Raw genomic sequence first — 18572 nt, forward strand, 5'->3', positions numbered from 1 at the left:
GATCCGGTCATTCAGGCAGCGCGCGTTATCGTTGACGTCCATCGCGAGCAAGCTCGCTCCTGCAACATGACACTGGCACAGATACACAAACACTTGGCAGGCAGGGCAATTCCTGGGATTGCCGGGCGAGGCACTATTCGATGGTCAGAATCTGCCCACTCACCCGCGATCCGCGTTACCAACAATTCAGGAAGTTCCCCTTATGCGAACAAACAGGATCTCCGTACAGTCAGCGCTAGGCCTGAGCCTGCTTGTACTCGGTTTGAACAGTGCCCGCGCGGACTTGCCGGCCGACACCGGCATCGGCCAGACCACCCTGGCCTTCCCCGCTGAACCGCACCGCGCGTTTGTCGTCGATGTCGAGTTCGAAAGTTTCGTCGCCGGCCGTGTCACCGTGGTCGACCCGGATCAGAAACGCGTGCTGGGCATGGTGCCGACCGGTTTCGCCGCGCCTTCGGCCCTGAGCCACGACGGCAAGCTGCTCTACAGCGCCGACATCTGGTATTCGCGCGGCACCCGCGGCACCCGCACCGACGTCCTGACCGCGTGGGACAGCTCGACCCTGTCGCCGGCCTGGGAAGTGCTGATCCCGAACAAGCGCGCCGAGTCGCTGACCCAGCGCTACGCCCTGAAGACCAGCGGCGATGACCGTTTCGTCTACGTCTACAACTTCACCCCCTCGACCTCGGTGACCGTGGTCGACACCCAGAGCAAGGCCGTCGCCAGCGAAGTCTCGATCCCCGGTTGCGTGCTCAACTACCCGGTCGGCAAACGCCGTTTCGCCTCGCTGTGCGGCGACGGCAGCCTGCAGGTGGTGACCCTCAACGACCAGGGCCAGGAAACCGCGCGCAACCGCACGCCGTTCTTCGACCCGAACGCGGAAAAACTGGTAGAGCGCGCGGTCAACGTCGGCGACACCTACTACTTCACCACCACCACCGGCACCGTGCGCGCCGTGGATTTCTCCGGCGACACGCCGAAAATCCTGCCGAGCTGGTCGCTGACCACCGACGAAGAAAAGAAAGCCGGCTGGGCGCCGGGCGGCTGGCAGCTGATGGCCGTCGCGCCGAAGCTCAACCGCCTGTACGTGCTGATGCATGACGCCCATGAACCGATGAAGTGGGAAGACCCGAGCACCTTCATCTGGGCCTTCGATCTCAAGACCATGAAGAAAGTCGCCACCCTGGAAGCCCCGGCACCGGTGTGGAGCATGCAGGCAACCGGCGACGACAAGCCGCTGTTGCTGGGCACCGACGTTGAAGGTGGCTTGCAGATCTTCGACCTCAAGACCAACCAGCACACCGGCAGCATGGCCAAGGTCGCCAAAACCGCGACCCAGGTCATGAGCTACTAAACGAGATTCGGCCCATGCAATCAGATCCGATCTTCATTAATGCCTGCGCCCTCGCCATTTCGGCGCTGCTGGCCAGTGCCGCGACTCACAAGGTGCGCGCCCCGGGGCGCTTCGCCAAACAGCTGGCGGATTATCAACTGCTGCCTGCCGCACTGATTCGCCCGAGCGCCAGGCTTATCCCGCTGCTGGAACTGGCCATCGCTTTCGCGCTACTGGTCCCGGTCAGCCGGGGCTGGGCGGCGTTGAGTGCGGCCAGCCTGCTGGCGCTGTACGCCGCCGCCATCGGCATCAACCTGTGGCGCGGTCGTCGCGACATCGACTGCGGCTGTGCAGGTCCAGACCAGGCACAACCGCTGCGCCCGGTGCTGCTGCTGCGCAACAGCGTGCTGGTGGCGCTGGCGCTGCTGGCCAGCGTGGCGCCGGTGGTGCGTGACATGACTGTGTTCGATGGCTTCGTCACCGTGGCCGCCGCCGCTGTCGCGCTGCTCATTTACGCCGCGGCCGATGGCCTGCTGGCGAACTCCCCTCTTCTGCTCAAATTGATTGGTAGGTAATCGAAATGGAAGGCTTGATAGTTTCCAATGTTCTGCTCTGGGTGCTGCTGGTGGCCGTGGCGTTTGTCGTCATGGGCCTGGTCCGTCAGATTGGCGTGCTGCACGGTCGCCTGGCGCCGGCCGGCGCGCTGATGGTCGACAAAGGCGTGGCCGTCAACGAAGCCGCACCGCAAATCACCGCCGCCGACCGCAAGGGCCGCCCGGTGAACTTTGGTTATGCCGGCGAAAAATCGCAACTGCTGTTTTTCCTCTCGCCGACCTGCCCGATCTGCAAGTCCTTGCTGCCGGCGATCAAGTCCATCGCCAAAGAACAGGCCGGTACGCTCGACGTGGTGTTCGTCAGCGATGGAGACATGGATGCCCAGCAAGCGCTGATTCGCGAACACAAGCTCGAAGACGCCACCTACGTGGTCGGCCCGGAAGTGGGCATGACCTACCAGATCGGCAAGCTGCCGTACGCCGCCCTGATCGACAAGTCCGGCACCCTGCGCGCCAAAGGCCTGGTCAACTCCCGCGAACACCTCGACAGCCTGTTCGAAGTTGAGCACTTGAAGCACGCCACGCTGCAGCAATACCTCAACGCGCAGCCCCACGACCATGACCACAGCCACGGCCATAGCCACTGATAAGGCAGGGAGACCTTCATGAAACTGCTGGATCTGTTGTTCGAGCGCTCGACGCGCCGTGTTGCCGACACTACTTCGCGCCGCAAACTGCTGTCGCGCATGGGCTCGCTGATGGTGGCCGGTGCCGCCCTGCCGCTGCTGCTGCCCCTGGATCGCACCAGCAAGGCGCTGGCTGCCACTGACCCGAAGGCCGGTGACCCGGGTGATCCGAACAGTTGCGACTACTGGCGCTACTGTTCCATCGACGGTTTTCTGTGCAGCTGCTGCGGCGGATCGGTGACGTCCTGCCCACCGGGCACCGAAGCCTCGCAAGTGACCTGGATCGGCACCTGCCGAAACCCGGCCGACGGCAAGGACTACATCATTTCGTACAACGACTGCTGCGGTAAGCAAAGCTGCGCCCAGTGCGCCTGCACCCGCAACGACAGTGAAGAGCCGGCCTACCGCCCGTTCAACAACAACGATGTGAACTGGTGCCTGGCGGCCAAATCGCACATCTATCACTGCACCGTTTCAATCATCCGTGGCGTGGCGGTCTGACACCCACCGCCGGTTGCCCTGGCAACCGGCATTTGATTTAGGGCCCGGCTTGCCGGCGAAGGCGTTTATAAGGACGCCTTCGCCGGCAAGCCGGGCTCCTACAAAAGGAGACATCTATGCGCAAGTTGCTGGTCCTCGGTCTCGTCTGCGCCCTGAGCGCCCCGCTCGTCCATGCCCGGGCCATCCCGGACCCGACGCAGCGTCACGCCCCCGGCAACGAAGAACTGCAAAAGCCCATCGCCGAAGCCGGCTACAGCGTGGGCGTGAACTACCAGCTGCAATGCGCCGGCTGCCACCTGGGCAACGGCATGGGCTCGGCGGCCAATGACACGCCGAGAATGACCGGGTTTGTCGGCAACTTCCTGAAAGTGCCGGGCGGCCGTGAATTCCTGGTGCGCGTGCCAGGCATGTCGCAATCGGCGTTGAACAACGCGCAACTGGCTGACCTGCTCAACTGGCTGATGCGCGAGGATGGCATGGCCGGCAAAAGCAGACCCGCCGACTACCAGCCCTACAGTGCCGACGAAGTGGCGGCGCTGCGGGCCAAGACCATGCTCAATCTGCCGGGCACCCGCGCCGAACTGATCGACAGGATGCGCGCCCAAGGCATCGCCATCGAAGACGGGATGAACAACTGACAGCAGCGAACGCATTGACACAACCGGGGCCCAGGCCTTCGCGCCTGCCCGAATAATCCCCTTGCGACCGATGGTCGTCCAGATACCCGAAAAGCAGGCCAGCCGGCGCCTGCATCACTGCTCCCGACTAAACTTCGTCCATAACGTGAATGAATCCACAGTGCTGCTAAAGTGATAGCACGGGACCCGCATTCTCCCCTGCCTCGGGATTTTCGGTGGAGGGTGGATTTCTCGACTATAAGTAGCTTGCCGCTGAGGCTAAAGCTCTGAAACGAGGGTAGTTTTGACCTGGATCGCGTTCCTGTTGGGCGCGAGGGGGTAGCAAAAATGGGATCTGATCATGATTTTTGAGCCGAGCAGTAGCCGTTCCGTACTCCAGCGAAGAAGCAGCACCAGTATCTTTATCCAGGCCGGCCTCGATAGCCTGGCTGTCACCGGTGTCGCGTGGTACCTGATTGATTATCACATCGGCTACATCACCCAGGCCTATGTGATCATGGTCCTGCTGTTGCTGGGGGCGTTGGCCGTCGTGTACGACCACTACGCCATCTATCGAAGCAACGTCGGGTTCGCCGTCAAGGCCTTCAAACTGTTCAAGGCATGGACCGCCGCCTTTTGTTTTCTCGTCGCCATGGCCTTTCTTACGAAACAAAGCGAAACCTACTCACGACTATTGGTCGGTGAGTTGTTCGTCATCGGTTATTTTGCCCAGCTGCTGTTGCACCTCGGGACGCGTGAACTGCAAAAGAAGTTCCTGGCGCATCCCACCCAACGGGACAACGCGCTGATCATTGGCTCGGGAGAACTGGCCGACTTCCTCCACCAGAAAATCAGTAACAATCCCTGGCTGGGTGAACGGGTCGTCGGCTCCGTACTGATCGGAGCGGCCGATGACCATGGCAAGGATGGCTCGGAGAACCCCAACCGCCTGGCGATACTGGGCAATTTGTCCGACCTTGATGACCTGGTCGCGCAACATTCCATTCGCACCGTCTACTTCGTCACGCCACTGGACGGTTCGCAGGTGATCAAGGATGTGTATCTGAAGTTGTTCGACAAGCACATCTCGGTCAACTGGGTGCCGGACATCTTTTCCCTGCGCCTGATCAATCACAGCGTTCGCGAAATTGCCGGCATTCCCGTGCTGACCTTGTCCGAAACGCCACTGATGGGCATGCGCCTGCTGCTCAAGAACCTGGAAGACCGCGTGCTGGCCTTTCTCATCCTGCTGTTTGCCGCACCGGTGCTGGCCATCGTCGCCATTGCGATCAAGCTCGACAGCCCGGGGCCGGTGTTCTTCCGCCAGCAACGGATGGGCTGGAGTGGCGGGCCCTTTCGCATCTGGAAGTTTCGCAGCATGAAGGTCCACCAGCCTGAAGACGGCGTGGTCAAGCAAGCGCAAAAGAACGATCCGCGCATGACCCGGGTCGGCGCCTTCATTCGCAAGACCAGCCTGGACGAACTGCCGCAGCTGTTCAATGTGCTGATGGGCGAAATGTCCCTGGTCGGGCCTCGTCCCCATGCCATCCAGCACGATGCGCAATATTCACCCGACATCGCCGACTACTTTGCGCGCCACAACATCAAGCCCGGCATCACGGGCCTGGCCCAGGTGCGCGGCTACCGGGGTGAAACCAAGGATATCGAACAGATGATCCGTCGGGTCGATTCGGACATCGAATACATCAACAACTGGTCGCTGTGGCTCGACTTCGTCATTCTTGCCCGCACGGTGACCGCCTTCTCGGGCAAGCATGCCTACTAGTTGCGTCATGGATGCATAACCTCGAGTAGCGCTGGTTATCAGCGCTACCGGGTTACAAACGAGACAGGGGTTCAGGCCGGGAACAGATCGAGCGTGCGCTCAACCTCGTCGGGGTCGATGCGGAAACCTTCGCCGTCCGGGGTACCCACCACAAAACCGAAGTTCTGCTGATCGCGATCCGTCAGGTACTTGAAGAAGCAGACGAAACGATCAGGCGGTTGCAGGATCAGCAGCGAACCGCCGGGCTGCAGTAGATTGACGCCATGTATGAGCTGACTGCCTTCGATGCCGATCACTGTCCTGGCCCCGGCACAGGCCGCGACGATGGTCGGTACATCGCACTTGGACGGGTCAATGATGCGAAACCCCCGGCGCTCACGCAGACGTTCGGCCAGCTCCAGTTCATTGCGCAACAAACGCAACTCGCCCTTGTTGCCCCGCAGGACGAATACGCCTGGGTGAGAACTGGCATCGACATGGGACAACAACTTTTCAGACATTCCGCGAAATCGCAGGTGCTTATGACGGTTGTGACTGATGTCGTCAAAGATCACCAGCTCGCGAAAAAACGCATTGCGCACACGAACCGGATTCATCCCCAGCCAGTCTTCATAACCCGGCGCGTGAAGTATCCCGTGCCTGGCGGCGGAAATGGAGGTTTCAGCGAGCGACGTGGTGACCGGGATGCCCTCCTGGGCGGCCATTGGATAGGTGATGCAGTCATCCACCATCCACGAGCCAAACCACTTGTTCCCACCCACGGTGCAATACATCGCCCCGCGATCGATTTCGTTTTCTATGCGAACCTTCGGCAACCACCCGGACCTGGGCGATAACCAGGTTTTGGCATCACCTTTGTACAGCGCGCCGTCGATCAACCAGGCGTCCTTGAGCAGAAACGCGCGTGTCGGGCCGTGCTGGACAAGACCGTTACCCTCCATGGTGCGACGGGGATGCTCGAAGGGATAAAACTGCCATCCTGTCACCCGCTCAAGCTGGTTGGGCAGGTAAAACGCAGGCGGCGCGACCGATGCATCCGCTGGGGCCATTTCCCAGTTTTTCACCGCGACACTTTGCAGATCCAGCGGCGGTTTCCTGGCAAGTTTCTCTTTAAATATGTGTTTGTACGCAGCAAAACTCCATTTCGCCCCAGCGCCGCTCACCAACAGGTTCGATTGCGACATAAGGATTACCACTCTGAATACGTTTAACTACCAATAACGCTTGTCATCGCTTGCTCGACATCAGGTTCAGTTGCACATCAGGCTTTCCATGGCAGGGGGCGTTTTCAGATGACTGTAGCGACCGCGTAGGGTCTCGAGCAGTTTTTCCGGTGGCGCCTTGGCGCAATGCAGATAGACCCTGGAGAGCCCACCAAAACCCATTTCACGATAACGCTCGGCGATTTCCTCATCGCTCGGCCCGTCCGGCAAACCCAGATGCAAGGTCAGTTTTTTACCCTCTACGGCAAACAGAGGGGTTTCCCAGAGAAATTGCGCAACGCCTACCTTGGGCAATCGGACAAATAGATAACCGTGGTTGTTCAGCGTATCGACATCGCCGCCGCGCCTTCTTTTCCACTCCAGCAAGCCATCGTCCGGACGCGCCAGGCAGGTGCCGATATCGTAATAATCAAAACCGTTTTCCAAGGCCCATTCCAACGCCATGAAGGTGGTGATGGAGTTGATCTCGCGCAGCTTCTTCGCATCCGAGTAGACCGTTTCCGGGTAGCCGAAACGGATCGTGCTCCAGTAGCGCTTGCCCGCGCGGGTGATCACGCAGCCAAGGTGGCAGGCGACAACCTCGTCTTCGAGCAGCACCAGATCCAGGCGCCCGGCGGCGGTTTTCGCCACCCGACGCACTTCCTGCTGCTCGATTTGCGAAGCGGACGTGCCATGCCTGGCGCTGGCGTAGGGTTGCAGCATGCCCTGGTCGGCGCTTTCGATTTCGTCATCGTTCAACGCCTGTTTCAGGCGATATCGCAGGCGGTTCTTGCGAAGATTGCGGCGCAATTCGGAGTTGTATCTGGCGGTTATATCCTCGATCGATCTGCCCAGGGGTACAACAGCGCTAAGATACTGCGGTACACAGAGTGCGCCCGGCGTCGGTATTTCACTGACAAATACCGTTCGACCCGATTTATCCGGTTCAACTTGCTGATTGGCGACCTGAGGTTCAGCGCCCATTAGAACTTTCACAAAGTCGCGCTGGGCTTTGCGACCCACATAGAGAATGTCGTAAGCGCTCTCTTCGCGCAGCTTGAACCTGACAAATTCCCAGCGCCAGAAACAGGCTCGACCGGCAATATCGCGCAGCCAGGCGTGGGCTTTCCTCAGTTCAAAGCGTACCGACGGCGTAATCAACTGACGCAACAGTGCCTTCACATATTCTTTCATTTGGTATTAACACTAATTAATTAAGGAAAGATTATTCGAAAGTTCGAATCAAGGAATAAGACACTGCAACCCAGGCTTCGATACGGTGGCGGTTGACGTCAAACTTTCGTCGTTTTTTTCACTAATTACGACACAAGTACCGACCGCGCCAGCAAGTCGTCGCGTATATGAGCAGTAAAGATGCTGCGCCAGAGTTTTGCAAGATATTACAGCGCCGACCCTGTATATATTGGCCCCCGACTCACCCGCCAGTCGGTGCCGTGCAGGCAAGCGTCCTCAGGATGAACATTGGGTTACCGACTACGTATCGACTGAACAGGCGCCTGGGCTCACTGGCCAGCCTGAACACCCATTCGCAACCCAGGCCACGCATCCATTGCGGAGCGCGACTCACCTTGCCGCCGAGAAAGTCCAGGATCGCCCCGCCACACACGATCAGGCACGGCACGCCGCTGGCCGCCAGCCTGGCCGCAACGACTTCCTGCTTGGGCATGCCCATGCCCAGTACCACCAGTTCCGGCTGATGTTGCCGGGCCAGGTCGAGGTAGGTCTGCACCTCGGCGAAACCATGGTGGGCAGACACCACATTGACCGCCCACGCCGCCTCGCAATGCCTGGCCGCATTGGCCAGGAAAGGTTCCTGCGTGCCCCACAAGGCCACGCGCCGTCCCTTGTACGCCGCCAGCAACTTGGGGATCAAGTCCGTGCCGTTCATGTTCAGCCCCGGCTCCCGGCCCATTCGGCGAAACAGGATGGACATGCCGGAGCCATCGCGCAGCAACACGTCGGCGGCCGACAGTGCCTGGTAGTAGTCGTTGTCCCTGGCGATCAGGTTCATCGCATGGGCATTGACGAACCCCAGCACCGTCGCTGCTTGCGGCTTGGACAAGGTCTCGATCAAGCGCTGTTCTTCATTGGCGTCGCTGATGACCCTGAGTGACTGGATGATCGTTTGCCAGTTGTGCTGCCAGGTCAAAGCGCGCATCAGGAGTCGTCTCGCTTGGACCGCACCCATTCAACCTGGCGTTTAACCAGGAAGCCCAGGTACAGGGGAATTTTCTTCAGCGCGTAGAACGGCGCATAGAGCAACGCGGAAAAGGCGATGATGTCGCGACCGAACCGGCTCCACGCCAGCAGGATGGTCACCATCAACAGGGTCACCCCGAGCGAAGCGATCAAGGCCGGCAGCCAGGCGCCGAACAGGAAGAACACCAGCCAGGACAAGGTAAACGCCGCGCCCAGCAACAATGTGAGCAAGGCCAGCGGCGGCACCAGCAGGTCCAGGGTCATGGCCAGCAGGTTGAAGTTGCCGCGGGCAATCGACTCGCCGAGCAATTTTGGCGCGTCTCCCAGGATCACCCCCAGGTGCCCATGCTCCCAGCGCGTGCGCTGGGTCGTGAGGCCTTCGTCACTGCGCGGGAAATAGCTGGTCACCAGGGCGTCGGGGCAAAACAACGGCGGCTTGCCGCCACGACAGAAATCCAGGCCCATTTTCAGGTCTTCGACGATGTGACCACTGGCCAGCGTGATCAAGGGCAGGTCGCGCCAGACGAACGCCATGCCGGTGCCCATCAGTTGGCAGGGCAATCCCAACCGGGCCCAGCCCAGCGGGCGTGCCTTGTTTTTCACGCACCAGGCAAACTCGGCGATCTGCACCTTCAACCCGGAACCCGGCGGCGCACGCATCAGATCAAGGGCCTGGGTCGGCCGCCCGGAGTCGATGCAGCGGATGGCCAGCCGCTCGATGAAGCCCTCGCTGACCTGGCAATCGGCATCGACAATGATCAAGACGTCCGGCGCATCGCTGGCCAGATGACGCGCGCCAAAATCCAGCGCATAGCCCTTGCCACGCTGTTGATCGTTGCTGCGTTCCACCACCTCGGCGCCCGCCGCGCGAGCCGTCGCCGCGGTGTCGTCGGAACAGTTGTCCGCCACCACCAGCAGGCGGTCGCCCTCCAGCAGTTGCGGGCGCAGGGAATCCAGGGTGGCCGTGATGATCGAGGACTCATTGTGCGCCGGCACCAGCACCGCCACCCGCGGTCGCGGGCGTCGCGCCGGTGCCGACGCTCGCACCGGCAAGCCCGCCAGCAGCACCTGCACGAACAGCACCAGCACCGGCAGGAGGAGGATTGCCAGCGGTACGCCCAGTAGCCAATTGAGGAATGTGATCATGCTTGCGCCTTGAACAGATGAGCCAACTTGGTCGCTTCGGTATCGATATCGTGGCGCTCGAGCACGCGCTGGTAAGCCGCCTCGCCCATGCGCTGCAACACTTCGACTGGTTGCGCGAGGCAGTCCGCCAGTGCCGCCGTCAACTCGTCCACCGCGCCTGCGGGAAACAGCCAGCCGTTCTCGCCCTGGCGTACCAGTTCCGGAATGCCCGCGACATAGGTGGTCAGCACCGGGCGGCGCAACGCCATGGCTTCCATGATGACCACCGGCAAGCCTTCGGCGAAGCTCGGCAGCACCAGGGCCCGCGCGGCGAGAATTTCCGTGCGCACCTGCTCGCTGCTGATCCAGCCGGTGATTCGCACATGGGATTGCAAGCCATGCCGGGTGATCAGTTCTTCGATCTGCGGGCGCATTTCGCCGTCGCCGGCCAGGACCAGCTCGAACGCCACGCCTTGCTCAGCCAAGCGGCGCGCGGCCTCCAGCAACAACAACTGGCCCTTCTGTTCACACAGGCGCCCCACGCAGACCAACCGCGGCGCGGACGGCACCGCCACCGCCGGCACGTCGTGAAAGGCCCGCTCCAGGCCACAATGCACGACCTTGACCCGAGCCCAGTGCGCGTGGTCGACCCAACGATACAGCTGGCTACGCCCATAGGCGCTGATGGCCGCGACAAACGCCGAGCGCCGGACTTTCTCGCCCAGATGAATGAACTGCGGCTTGTCGAACTCTTCCGGGCCATGCACGGTAAAACTGTACGCCGGCCCGCCAAGGGCGTTGGCCAGCATCACCACTTCGGTCGAGTTGGTGCCGAAATGGGCGTGCACATGCCGGGCGCCGAATGCCTGCATCCACGCCAGGACGCGGCACGCTTCGAGCAAATAGACCAGATGGTACGGCCAGGATCGATCGGCGCGCTGGCCCATGCGCAACGCCAGCCACAACGTCGAAAAAAACCGTTTCGGCTGGGCGCGCAACACCTCGAGCGCAGGCTTCAACAGTGCCTTGACGCCGCCCTCCAGCACATACTGGGTCTTGCTGCGCTCGGACTCGTCCTCGGCGTCCACCAACTCGGCATCCCAGCCTCGCAGCGCGATGCGTTGTACCTCAAAGCCCTGGCGTTCCAGCGCCAGGATCTCGCGACGAATGAAGCTATGGCTGACCTTCGGGTATTGATTGATGAAGTAAGCGATACGCATGGGCACCCGGCTTTTGTCGTCGAATTTGTTACTGCAGGTCCCCCCACAGTAGTCCAGTAACCGGTGACGTCAATGCACTGCGTAGCTGCCTGCCAGCACCTTGTCGACCTGGGCAAAGGCATCGTCCAGCAGCTCATAGCGCCGGCGATACATGGCGCGTTTTTTTGAAGCGATGGTTTCAAGGGGCTTTTTGGACGAGGCCATGGGAATTTCGAAGAAGTCTTCGCGCTCCGAGGGGGTCGCCCCGTGTTCGAGCCAGATCGAATCATAATTGGCGGCCAGCTCCTGGGCTTTGTGCGCACCAAAATAAGGGTGGCGATGGTGACGATAGACGTCCCCCACCGCGTAGATCTTGCCGACACCGATATTGCCGGCAATGTACTTGGTCACTTCAATCAGGAAGCTCCGGGGGCGCAAGCCTTCGAAGTCCTTGGTGACATCCCGGTAGATGGCCAGCGACCTGTCGCTCTCGATGCCTTTATGGATGCCCTGGACGGCGCCGATAAAGATGCACAGCTCATCGTCCGTTAAGCACAGGGTGAAGGCGATCGAGGCGATGCGCAGATCGCCCTGGAACAGGTTCAGCACCAGCTCGCCCTCACGCATGAACCAGAACGGGCGGTCCAGCACCAGGGTGCAACCTGGCGACCAGGCCGTCAGATCGCTCAGGACCAGGCTGTCGTCGCGACCGAAAAGCAGCAATTGCGGGCAGCTCTTGCTGACCACCTCGTAGTGCGAGGCCATGACCCCCAGTTTGTCCTGGGCGCCCCAGCTTTTGCTGATGTAGGGCCAGTGCACGACGCCCAGGGCATCGCCGCCGAGTTTCTCGATACCGGTACTGCCCAGCGCGTTGGACATGCGCCCGAAAAACAGGTCCAGCTCGGTCCGGTTCCTGGCCACCAACAGCAGGAACTTGAGTTTGTTCTTCAATGCCCTCAGGGAATAGCCGGCGTGCACGGAGAAGACGCTTTTGACGATCAACCAATAGTCCATCGAAGTCTCACTTGTATTCGATCAGTGCGGATTTGCCGGCACCGAACCTGTTCAAAAGAAACTTGACCTGCCCGACCATCTCGGGAAATTTGCCCAGCACCAGGAAGAACGCCAGCAACCAGTTTTGCCGCGCCGGGCCAGCGCCGCGCCGGGCCAGGCGCGCGACCTGCAGGGGATAGACCAGCAGCACCAGCAGCCCCGGCCAACCGAGTATCAGCGTGGCAATCAGCGTAACCAGCGGCACGCCCAGGCCCCAGAACCAGGCACGGCGCGACTCGCGGCGCCAATGGCGCTCAGGCGCGCCGCCATGTAGAAACGCGCCCTCGGCAAAGGCATAACCGCCGCGCAGGGTACGCCGCCACCACTGGCCGAAACGGGTCATGCTCGCATCGTGCAAGGTCATTTCCGCAGGCAAGCGCCAGACCTTCCAGCCCTTGGCTCGCAGGCGCACACAGAGCTCCGGCTCTTCGCCGGCAATCAGGTCCGGCCGGTACCCGCCCGCGGTGGCGAAGGCGTCCGCGCGCATCAGGGCATCGCCACCACAGGCGCTGGTCGCACCGGTTGGCGTATCCCATTCGAGATCGCACATCAGGTTATAAATGGAACGCTGGGGAAACCGTTCGCGGCGCCGCCCGCACACCACCGCCACCTCGGGCTGCGCATCCAGAAAGGCCTGGGCATGGGGCAACCAACTGGCGACCACTTCACAATCGCCATCGACGAACTGCACATGACGCATCGACGGCAACAAGCGTTGCAAGCGGGCAAACCCTTCATTGCGCGCCCGGGCCGCGGTGAAGGCAATGTTCATGTCCAGCTCGACCACCTCGACGCCCAGCCTCTGCGCCATCTGCACCGAGCCGTCGGTCGACCCGGAGTCGACATAGACGATCTGCTGCGCCGCGCCGACCAGCGACGCCAGGCAACGCTCAAGGCGCTGGCCTTCATTGCGACCGATGACAACGACGCCCACCCCCGTCGTCGTGGTCATGAGTATTCCCCGGCATCGACGAGCTTGCGCTGCTTGATCGTCGCCGGCACACCGACGGCCACCGAGTTGTCCGGTACGTCGGTCAACACCACGGCATTGGCACCGATCACCACATTGTTGCCAATGCGGATGTTGCCCAGCACCTTGGCGCCGGTGCCGATATCGACGTTGTTGCCCATCACCGGAGCAATCGGCTCGTTCACGTTCTTCAGTCCCACGACCACGCCATTGCGGATCCGGCAGTCATCGCCAAACTGCGCGTAACCACTGATCACGATGCCGCCGAAATGATCGATGACGAAGTTGCGCCCGACCACCACTTCACACGGCAGCTCGATACCCGTCACGATCTGCACCAGCTTGAAGAGCACTTTGTAGATGAACGACAGCAATTTGCGCAACGGCGCCGGGCGCACGCCATAGCGCCAGCGCCCGAAGCGATACACCAGCATCACCCAGAAACCCTGGGCGCCCCAGTCACCCTCGTATGCTCGCAAGTCCGCACGTATGTTATCGAACATGGACTGTCCTACCGTGTGGGTTGGCTACCGAGTCTGGTTTTGCGCAGCAGCGCCCAGGTCACCCGTGTATGTTGCCAACAGGCCTTGATGGCGGCCCGGCCGCGACCTTTCAACAAGGCCTTGAGCCCCAGGATCAGGTCACACAGGCACACCAGTAGCATGTGAAACGCCAGCCCCGACACACCGTGATGCTTGCGGAAGTACAACAGCTCGCTTTCGATTTGCAGCGTCTGCAGCTGGCGACCGTCCATGTTCAGCTTGTCGACCGACTTGGCACTCTCGCCACCAATATGTACCACCGTCGTGTGGGGGTAGTAGACCACCTTCCACCCCGCCTGCTTGACGCGCCGGCAGTGATCGACTTCCTCGTAGTAGAGGAAATAGCGCGGGTCGAACAAGCCGACCTTGTCGATCACTTCACGGCGGATCAGGTAATAGCAGCCTGGCACCCAGTCACACTCACGCACCGAGGCATGATCCCACTCCAGGTCGTCGACCAGTTTCACCCACGGGAAAAACCGTTCGAGCCCGGCCGTCACGAGGAACACATTCAGCGGCGTCGGAAAATAGCGGCAGGATGGCTGCATTTCTCCATCCCGACCGACCAGGCGTACACCGAGGATTCCGCAATCGGGATGGGCCTCCATGTACTCCAGGGTCTTGGCCAAGGTGTCGTCGGAGACGAATGCGTCGGTGTTGAGCAGCAACGCGTACTTGCCCTGCAGGTGTTCGACCAATTGATTATTGGCCCGGCCAAAACCGACATTGTCTTTATTGGCCAGCAGCACGGCCTCTGGGCAAATATCGCCCAGGCAATCCAGCGAATTGTCCGCCGAGGCGTTGTCCACCACCAGGTAGCGCGCCGGATCGGCACGCTTGGACTGGCGCAGTGCATTGAACATCGGCTGCAACAGGCCCGCCGTGTTGTAGTTGACCACGAGCACATCCAGGGGCGCGCTACTCATTGGCTTTCTCGCCGAAGAAGTACTGCGCTCTCATGGCCTTGAGCTTGGGCTCGTAATCCGGGTCGAAGTGAGTGCCGCGCTGGCGGATGAGTTCCATCCACGGATAGTCTTCGCAACGCTCTTCGATTTTCTTGATCAGGTCCTCAACGGTGCAGAGCACCTTCGCCGGGTTCCCCCCCACCACGACACCGGGCGGAACATCCCGGGTGACGACGGCACCGGCGGCGACGATTGAATTCGGACCGATTTTGCGACCCGGCATGATGATGGACTGATAACCGATAAAGCAGTTGTCGAATATATCGACCGCACCGACGGAGTCGAGCTGTTTACCCGCGCTGATCTCGAATACGCCAATGAGTCCGTCGTGCCCGAATATCGTGCAATCGGACAAGCCGACGTTGTTGCCAATGCGCAACAGCGAAGGGTCGGGGATGTTGCAGCCGGGATTGATCCACACGCCCTTGCCGACCGAATATATGCCTCCCCAGCGCGCCAGGTAATCTGCCCATTCATAGCCGGTGGGGTGGCAAAACTTCTTGAATAGCCCCTTGCCCCGACCCGTTTTGTTTACGTAGTAACGTATTGCACGCTTTGCTAGCCCAATCATCCTGTCAGCCTCACAAATTTCAGCGTTTCACATCGGTACCAAGACCAGATGCACCATGGTTGTTGTTGTAGTGGCACCCTGCTTTGGTTGCTCTCCCTAAGACTGTTCCACTGAAGAATATCTGCCCTGCGCAGGACCCATTTGATGGTTGAGGTAGTCCGCCAGCCGCAGCGTCAGCTGCAACAGCGGCATGGTTGGATTGCTCGCGCCGGCCGTGGCAAAAACACTGCTGCCGGTGACGTACAGATTGTTGGTGCCGAACACTTTGCAGTTCTGATCAACCACTCCGAATTCCGGGGAAGTCGCCATCCGGGTCGTGCCCATGTGATGGGCATGCGGCCCGACTCTCAGCGGCAAGGAAACGTCATAGACCGCTTCGTCCAGCTTGACATAGCCAAGCCCCTCTTCGGCAAAACACTTGGCCACCTCCAGGCCGATGCTTTTAATGGTCTCGCGGTCTTCGGGGGCGAGCTCCCAGTTGAGGTTGACCTTTCTCATCCCCAGTTCATCGCGCTCTTCAGTCAATGAGAGGCGACTCTTGCGGTTGGGAAACTGCTCGATCATCGTCGCGAGTTCCCCGTCACCGGGACAGTTGAACTTGGCAATGAACTCGATCTTGTGCGCCACGCCAGCCTTGCAGGCCAGATTCTCGAAAAAGCCCTTGATGGCCGCCATGCGCCCATAGGTTTCCACGTGCGACACCAGGGAAGCGGTGACATTGCCTTTGCCGGAATGATGCTCGATCACAAAGGCATCCTTGGTAAAGAACTGCCTGGATTCCCTGCTTTCGCCGTCGTTGAGGATGAAGTTACCCAGTGCAATGTTCAGGTGTTCCATGAAGCATCGACCGACCATGCCATCCTCGGTGACCACGCCGGCGGCGGCCAATGACTGGCTGTTGAGCAGCTGCCTGGCATTCTCGATCGCGCCGGTGGCCAGGATGAATTGCTTGGCCGAGATGCGCTCCTGGTTGCGTTCGTAATCGGACACGACAACGGCGACGATACGGCCAGTGTCCTTGTCGAAATCCAGGTCGACACAATTGCAGTTGATGAAGACGTCCAGGCCCTCGGTCTCGTCAAGTTCCTTGGCATATTTCTGGGCAAACCGCGTCGGCGGACTGAGCAGGAAACGGTCGGCTTCGAATTCGTCGCTGTTGAAGGCCGCGTTGACGGTCTTGAACCCCGAGTCCAGTGGCAGGTCCAGAATGGCCATGGCCGCTGGCAGATTGCGCTCCATCTCGGAAAACGCGATGGGCCAGCCGGGCAGATTCCCCTGCGGGGCGAGGGTAAAGTCCGAAGGCACCAAGGGTCGGCAACGCCCGGCCCAATGGTTGGAGGTGCCGCCCAGGTAGCGCAGGCGGGTTTCTTCCGTGTAGGCCTCAAGCCCCGTGGACGACGTCTTGTAGAGGCTTTGTGAATACGGGGCATATTCGCGCCCCCCGCCCTCCAGAAGCACGACGCGCCAGCCATTGCCAGCCAAACGCAAGGCCAGCGTGATGCCAGCCGGGCCTGCGCCAACGATGCAGAAATCATAGTGATCGCGCAGGTCTTTCTGCGTTTGGTAGTCTTTGATCATAGGTGCAGTTACCGGAAATGCGCGGCAGGTAACACCCACCCGTTGATCACGACAAACTCCGATTTTCCTGCAGGAGACCGGGCCCCAAACCCGGAAAATTTCACTACCAGCCCCCCCAGGCTTAACAGGGCAAATGCCCGAATGAGTCCTCTGCGACTGATGGCAGAGTTATTCAACACGCGTTCACTCATCACTCACGGCTCCATGGGATCGAGATTGCATCGCAGATTTCAAGGGTGCTTCAACGTTCCCGGCCAACCGGTTCAACCGAACAGCCAGCGGAAAACGACCAGCACCAGCTCGCCACACAAGGCGCCTACCACCAGCATAGGCAACACCATCAGCTCGCGCTTGATATCGAGGATACCCACGCGACGATTGACATACACAACCAGCACCAGGGTCGGCAATGTATGCAGCGCGACCCCCCAGATCGCGTATTCGACCCCACCGATAGCCAGCAATACCGGCACCACCACCCATAACGAAACGACACGAATGATGTTGTCGATGGCCTGGTATTTGGTGAGCCCCAGGGCGATCCAGATCTGGTTGGCCACGATGTAGCGCATCATGAAAAACGACGTCGACAGAATGGCCATCATCTTGCCGGCATCGTGGTAACGCTCATCGTACAAAATGCTGATGATCAATGGACTGGTGACCCAGAACAGCCCGCACAGAAACAGCAGCGCAACGTCGACCAGCATCTTGAATTTGAAATACAACCGGCGCAGACGATCGAAGTCATTGGTTCTCGCGGCCTCACCGAAGGCCGGCAGGGCCACGGCCCCGACCACTTTCAGTACACCGGTCTGGACCGCGCCGAGGATCAGCACGGCAATGGAATACACGCCCATTTCGGTGACTGTCATGCTGCCGCCGAAAATGATCCGGTCGCCCTGCATGGACAGTACGCCCACGGCCGAAGACAACAGGATCCAGCGACCGAAGACCACCAGTTCGTCGAGCGCTGCGCGTTCCCAGCGCAGGCTGTTGGACGGCCCCTCGAACCAGTAGTGCCCAAGCAGCGTGCTGACCAGCGCCGTGATCAGCCCGGCAGCCACCAGCGACCAGATGGAATGGGTGAAATAACCGATGACCAGCATCGCCAGCAAGCCGACGACCTGGGAAGCGAACTCGGCGATCACCACTTTCTTTTGCTGGAAAGCGCGAACGGCCAGGTCGACTTTTGTCGACTGGAACCCGTAGATGATCGCGGTAACGCCGGTCCAGGCCAGCACCGCCGGCAATTGCGGTGAGGCATAGGTGGAGTTGTGCGACCAGAAATCGATGGCTTGCGAATACCAGGCCGCGGCGGCGAGAAGCAGCGTCAAGGCGAACAGCACAAAGCCGCGCACGATCTGCACGGTCCAGAGGGTATTGAGAAACTCCGGGTCGTCGCCCCGCGTGCTCTGCAGGATGTTCTGGCGCAACCCCACGTCGGACAGCAGGTGCAGGACGAACAAGACGGTGGTGGCAATGGCGATGATGCCGAACATTTCCGGCATCAGCAGACGGGTCATCACCAGGTTGCCACCCAGGCGAATCGCTTGCGAGGTGACCAGCGCCCCGAGGTTCCATGCCCCAGCAGATATCGCTTTACGACGAAGGCCAAACGATGGCGATATGTGAACTGAAGGCATAACATCAATCCCCGGTATTGGATG

18 protein-coding genes are annotated in these 18572 nt (G+C 60.5%); 6 read left to right on the top strand and 12 right to left on the bottom strand.

Annotated elements, in window-relative coordinates; all coding sequences use genetic code 11:
• Positions 1-202: 202 nt before the first annotated feature.
• From DKB71_RS20835 to DKB71_RS20860, 6 genes are all read left to right on the top strand, one after another.
• Complete coding sequence (locus DKB71_RS20835) at positions 203-1354, top strand: amine dehydrogenase large subunit (RefSeq protein WP_408597124.1); 1152 nt, start codon at positions 203-205, stop codon at positions 1352-1354.
• A gap of 14 nt (positions 1355-1368) precedes the next feature.
• Complete coding sequence (locus DKB71_RS20840; protein WP_408597126.1) at positions 1369-1908, top strand: MauE/DoxX family redox-associated membrane protein; 540 nt, start codon at positions 1369-1371, stop codon at positions 1906-1908.
• A gap of 5 nt (positions 1909-1913) precedes the next feature.
• Entirely contained in the window at positions 1914-2534 is a 621-nt protein-coding gene (mauD, locus tag DKB71_RS20845; RefSeq protein WP_075949195.1) for a methylamine dehydrogenase accessory protein MauD, read from the top strand.
• A gap of 18 nt (positions 2535-2552) precedes the next feature.
• A complete protein-coding gene (locus DKB71_RS20850) occupies positions 2553-3074 on the top strand; it encodes a methylamine dehydrogenase light chain (RefSeq protein WP_027620621.1) in 522 nt (173 codons plus the stop codon).
• A gap of 116 nt (positions 3075-3190) precedes the next feature.
• Entirely contained in the window at positions 3191-3712 is a 522-nt protein-coding gene (locus tag DKB71_RS20855) for a cytochrome C (RefSeq protein ID WP_274076151.1), read from the top strand.
• Positions 3713-4052: 340 nt separating this feature from the next.
• Positions 4053-5477 carry an undecaprenyl-phosphate glucose phosphotransferase gene (locus DKB71_RS20860; protein WP_323628959.1) on the top strand — a complete coding sequence of 475 codons (1425 nt, stop codon included), beginning with the start codon at positions 4053-4055 and terminating at the stop codon, positions 5475-5477.
• Between the two features lie 71 nt (positions 5478-5548).
• Here DKB71_RS20860 and DKB71_RS20865 read toward each other — a convergent pair whose 3' ends face one another.
• The 12 genes from DKB71_RS20865 to DKB71_RS20920 all read right to left on the bottom strand — a co-directional run bounded on the left by DKB71_RS20865 (position 5549) and on the right by DKB71_RS20920 (position 18548).
• Entirely contained in the window at positions 5549-6661 is a 1113-nt protein-coding gene (locus DKB71_RS20865) for a glycosyltransferase 61 family protein (RefSeq protein WP_408597130.1), read from the bottom strand.
• A gap of 66 nt (positions 6662-6727) precedes the next feature.
• Positions 6728-7873, bottom strand: coding sequence for a hypothetical protein (locus DKB71_RS20870; RefSeq protein WP_408597132.1), 1146 nt, complete (start codon positions 7871-7873; stop codon positions 6728-6730).
• A gap of 241 nt (positions 7874-8114) precedes the next feature.
• Positions 8115-8858: a WecB/TagA/CpsF family glycosyltransferase gene (locus tag DKB71_RS20875; protein WP_408597134.1), complete on the bottom strand. Its 744-nt coding sequence runs from the start codon at positions 8856-8858 to the stop codon at positions 8115-8117.
• Positions 8858-10045, bottom strand: a complete 1188-nt coding sequence (locus tag DKB71_RS20880; protein WP_408597136.1) for a glycosyltransferase family 2 protein — start codon at positions 10043-10045, stop codon at positions 8858-8860. Before DKB71_RS20880 ends, DKB71_RS20875 begins: the two co-directional genes overlap by 1 nt.
• The gene (locus DKB71_RS20885) at positions 10042-11244 is read right to left on the bottom strand and encodes a glycosyltransferase family 4 protein (protein ID WP_274076145.1); all 1203 of its coding nucleotides are present in this window, start codon (positions 11242-11244) and stop codon (positions 10042-10044) included. The genes DKB71_RS20880 and DKB71_RS20885 overlap by 4 nt, the downstream gene beginning before the upstream one ends.
• 69 nt (positions 11245-11313) lie before the next feature.
• Positions 11314-12237 carry a DUF535 family protein gene (locus tag DKB71_RS20890; RefSeq protein ID WP_408597138.1) on the bottom strand — a complete coding sequence of 308 codons (924 nt, stop codon included), beginning with the start codon at positions 12235-12237 and terminating at the stop codon, positions 11314-11316.
• A gap of 7 nt (positions 12238-12244) precedes the next feature.
• Positions 12245-13228: a glycosyltransferase family 2 protein gene (locus DKB71_RS20895; protein ID WP_274076143.1), complete on the bottom strand. Its 984-nt coding sequence runs from the start codon at positions 13226-13228 to the stop codon at positions 12245-12247.
• Positions 13225-13749, bottom strand: coding sequence for a serine O-acetyltransferase (locus DKB71_RS20900; protein ID WP_274076142.1), 525 nt, complete (start codon positions 13747-13749; stop codon positions 13225-13227). Before DKB71_RS20900 ends, DKB71_RS20895 begins: the two co-directional genes overlap by 4 nt.
• Before the next feature lie 8 nt (positions 13750-13757).
• Entirely contained in the window at positions 13758-14714 is a 957-nt protein-coding gene (locus tag DKB71_RS20905; RefSeq protein ID WP_408597141.1) for a glycosyltransferase family 2 protein, read from the bottom strand.
• Positions 14707-15324, bottom strand: a complete 618-nt coding sequence (locus DKB71_RS20910) for an acyltransferase (protein WP_274076140.1) — start codon at positions 15322-15324, stop codon at positions 14707-14709. The genes DKB71_RS20905 and DKB71_RS20910 overlap by 8 nt, the downstream gene beginning before the upstream one ends.
• Positions 15325-15420: 96 nt before the next feature.
• The gene (locus DKB71_RS20915) at positions 15421-16902 is read right to left on the bottom strand and encodes an FAD-dependent oxidoreductase (protein WP_408597143.1); all 1482 of its coding nucleotides are present in this window, start codon (positions 16900-16902) and stop codon (positions 15421-15423) included.
• Positions 16903-17165: 263 nt separating this feature from the next.
• Positions 17166-18548 (bottom strand): oligosaccharide flippase family protein, encoded by a 1383-nt coding sequence (locus tag DKB71_RS20920; RefSeq protein ID WP_274076138.1) that lies wholly within the window; start codon positions 18546-18548, stop codon positions 17166-17168.
• Positions 18549-18572: the final 24 nt, after the last annotated feature.

The organism is Pseudomonas sp. PLMAX (assembly GCF_046042685.1).
GTDB classification, from domain to species: Bacteria; Pseudomonadota; Gammaproteobacteria; order Pseudomonadales; family Pseudomonadaceae; genus Aquipseudomonas; species Aquipseudomonas putida_AE.

What these genes read in the sequence shown, in the direction of transcription:
- DKB71_RS20850 (WP_027620621.1), top strand. Translation starts at nt 2,553, where the DNA reads ATGAAACTGCTGGATCTGTTGTTCGAGCGCTCGACGCGCCGTGTTGCC.
- DKB71_RS20840 (WP_408597126.1), top strand. Translation starts at nt 1,369, where the DNA reads ATGCAATCAGATCCGATCTTCATTAATGCCTGCGCCCTCGCCATTTCG.
- DKB71_RS20905 (WP_408597141.1), bottom strand. Translation starts at nt 14,714, where the DNA reads ATGAGTAGCGCGCCCCTGGATGTGCTCGTGGTCAACTACAACACGGCG.
- DKB71_RS20870 (WP_408597132.1), bottom strand. Translation starts at nt 7,873, where the DNA reads ATGAAAGAATATGTGAAGGCACTGTTGCGTCAGTTGATTACGCCGTCG.
- mauD (WP_075949195.1), top strand. Translation starts at nt 1,914, where the DNA reads ATGGAAGGCTTGATAGTTTCCAATGTTCTGCTCTGGGTGCTGCTGGTG.
- DKB71_RS20865 (WP_408597130.1), bottom strand. Translation starts at nt 6,661, where the DNA reads ATGTCGCAATCGAACCTGTTGGTGAGCGGCGCTGGGGCGAAATGGAGT.
- DKB71_RS20855 (WP_274076151.1), top strand. Translation starts at nt 3,191, where the DNA reads ATGCGCAAGTTGCTGGTCCTCGGTCTCGTCTGCGCCCTGAGCGCCCCG.
- DKB71_RS20860 (WP_323628959.1), top strand. Translation starts at nt 4,053, where the DNA reads ATGATTTTTGAGCCGAGCAGTAGCCGTTCCGTACTCCAGCGAAGAAGC.
- DKB71_RS20895 (WP_274076143.1), bottom strand. Translation starts at nt 13,228, where the DNA reads ATGACCACGACGACGGGGGTGGGCGTCGTTGTCATCGGTCGCAATGAA.
- DKB71_RS20880 (WP_408597136.1), bottom strand. Translation starts at nt 10,045, where the DNA reads ATGATCACATTCCTCAATTGGCTACTGGGCGTACCGCTGGCAATCCTC.
- DKB71_RS20920 (WP_274076138.1), bottom strand. Translation starts at nt 18,548, where the DNA reads ATGCCTTCAGTTCACATATCGCCATCGTTTGGCCTTCGTCGTAAAGCG.
- DKB71_RS20835 (WP_408597124.1), top strand. Translation starts at nt 203, where the DNA reads ATGCGAACAAACAGGATCTCCGTACAGTCAGCGCTAGGCCTGAGCCTG.
- DKB71_RS20885 (WP_274076145.1), bottom strand. Translation starts at nt 11,244, where the DNA reads ATGCGTATCGCTTACTTCATCAATCAATACCCGAAGGTCAGCCATAGC.
- DKB71_RS20875 (WP_408597134.1), bottom strand. Translation starts at nt 8,858, where the DNA reads ATGCGCGCTTTGACCTGGCAGCACAACTGGCAAACGATCATCCAGTCA.
- DKB71_RS20915 (WP_408597143.1), bottom strand. Translation starts at nt 16,902, where the DNA reads ATGATCAAAGACTACCAAACGCAGAAAGACCTGCGCGATCACTATGAT.
- DKB71_RS20910 (WP_274076140.1), bottom strand. Translation starts at nt 15,324, where the DNA reads ATGATTGGGCTAGCAAAGCGTGCAATACGTTACTACGTAAACAAAACG.
- DKB71_RS20890 (WP_408597138.1), bottom strand. Translation starts at nt 12,237, where the DNA reads ATGGACTATTGGTTGATCGTCAAAAGCGTCTTCTCCGTGCACGCCGGC.
- DKB71_RS20900 (WP_274076142.1), bottom strand. Translation starts at nt 13,749, where the DNA reads ATGTTCGATAACATACGTGCGGACTTGCGAGCATACGAGGGTGACTGG.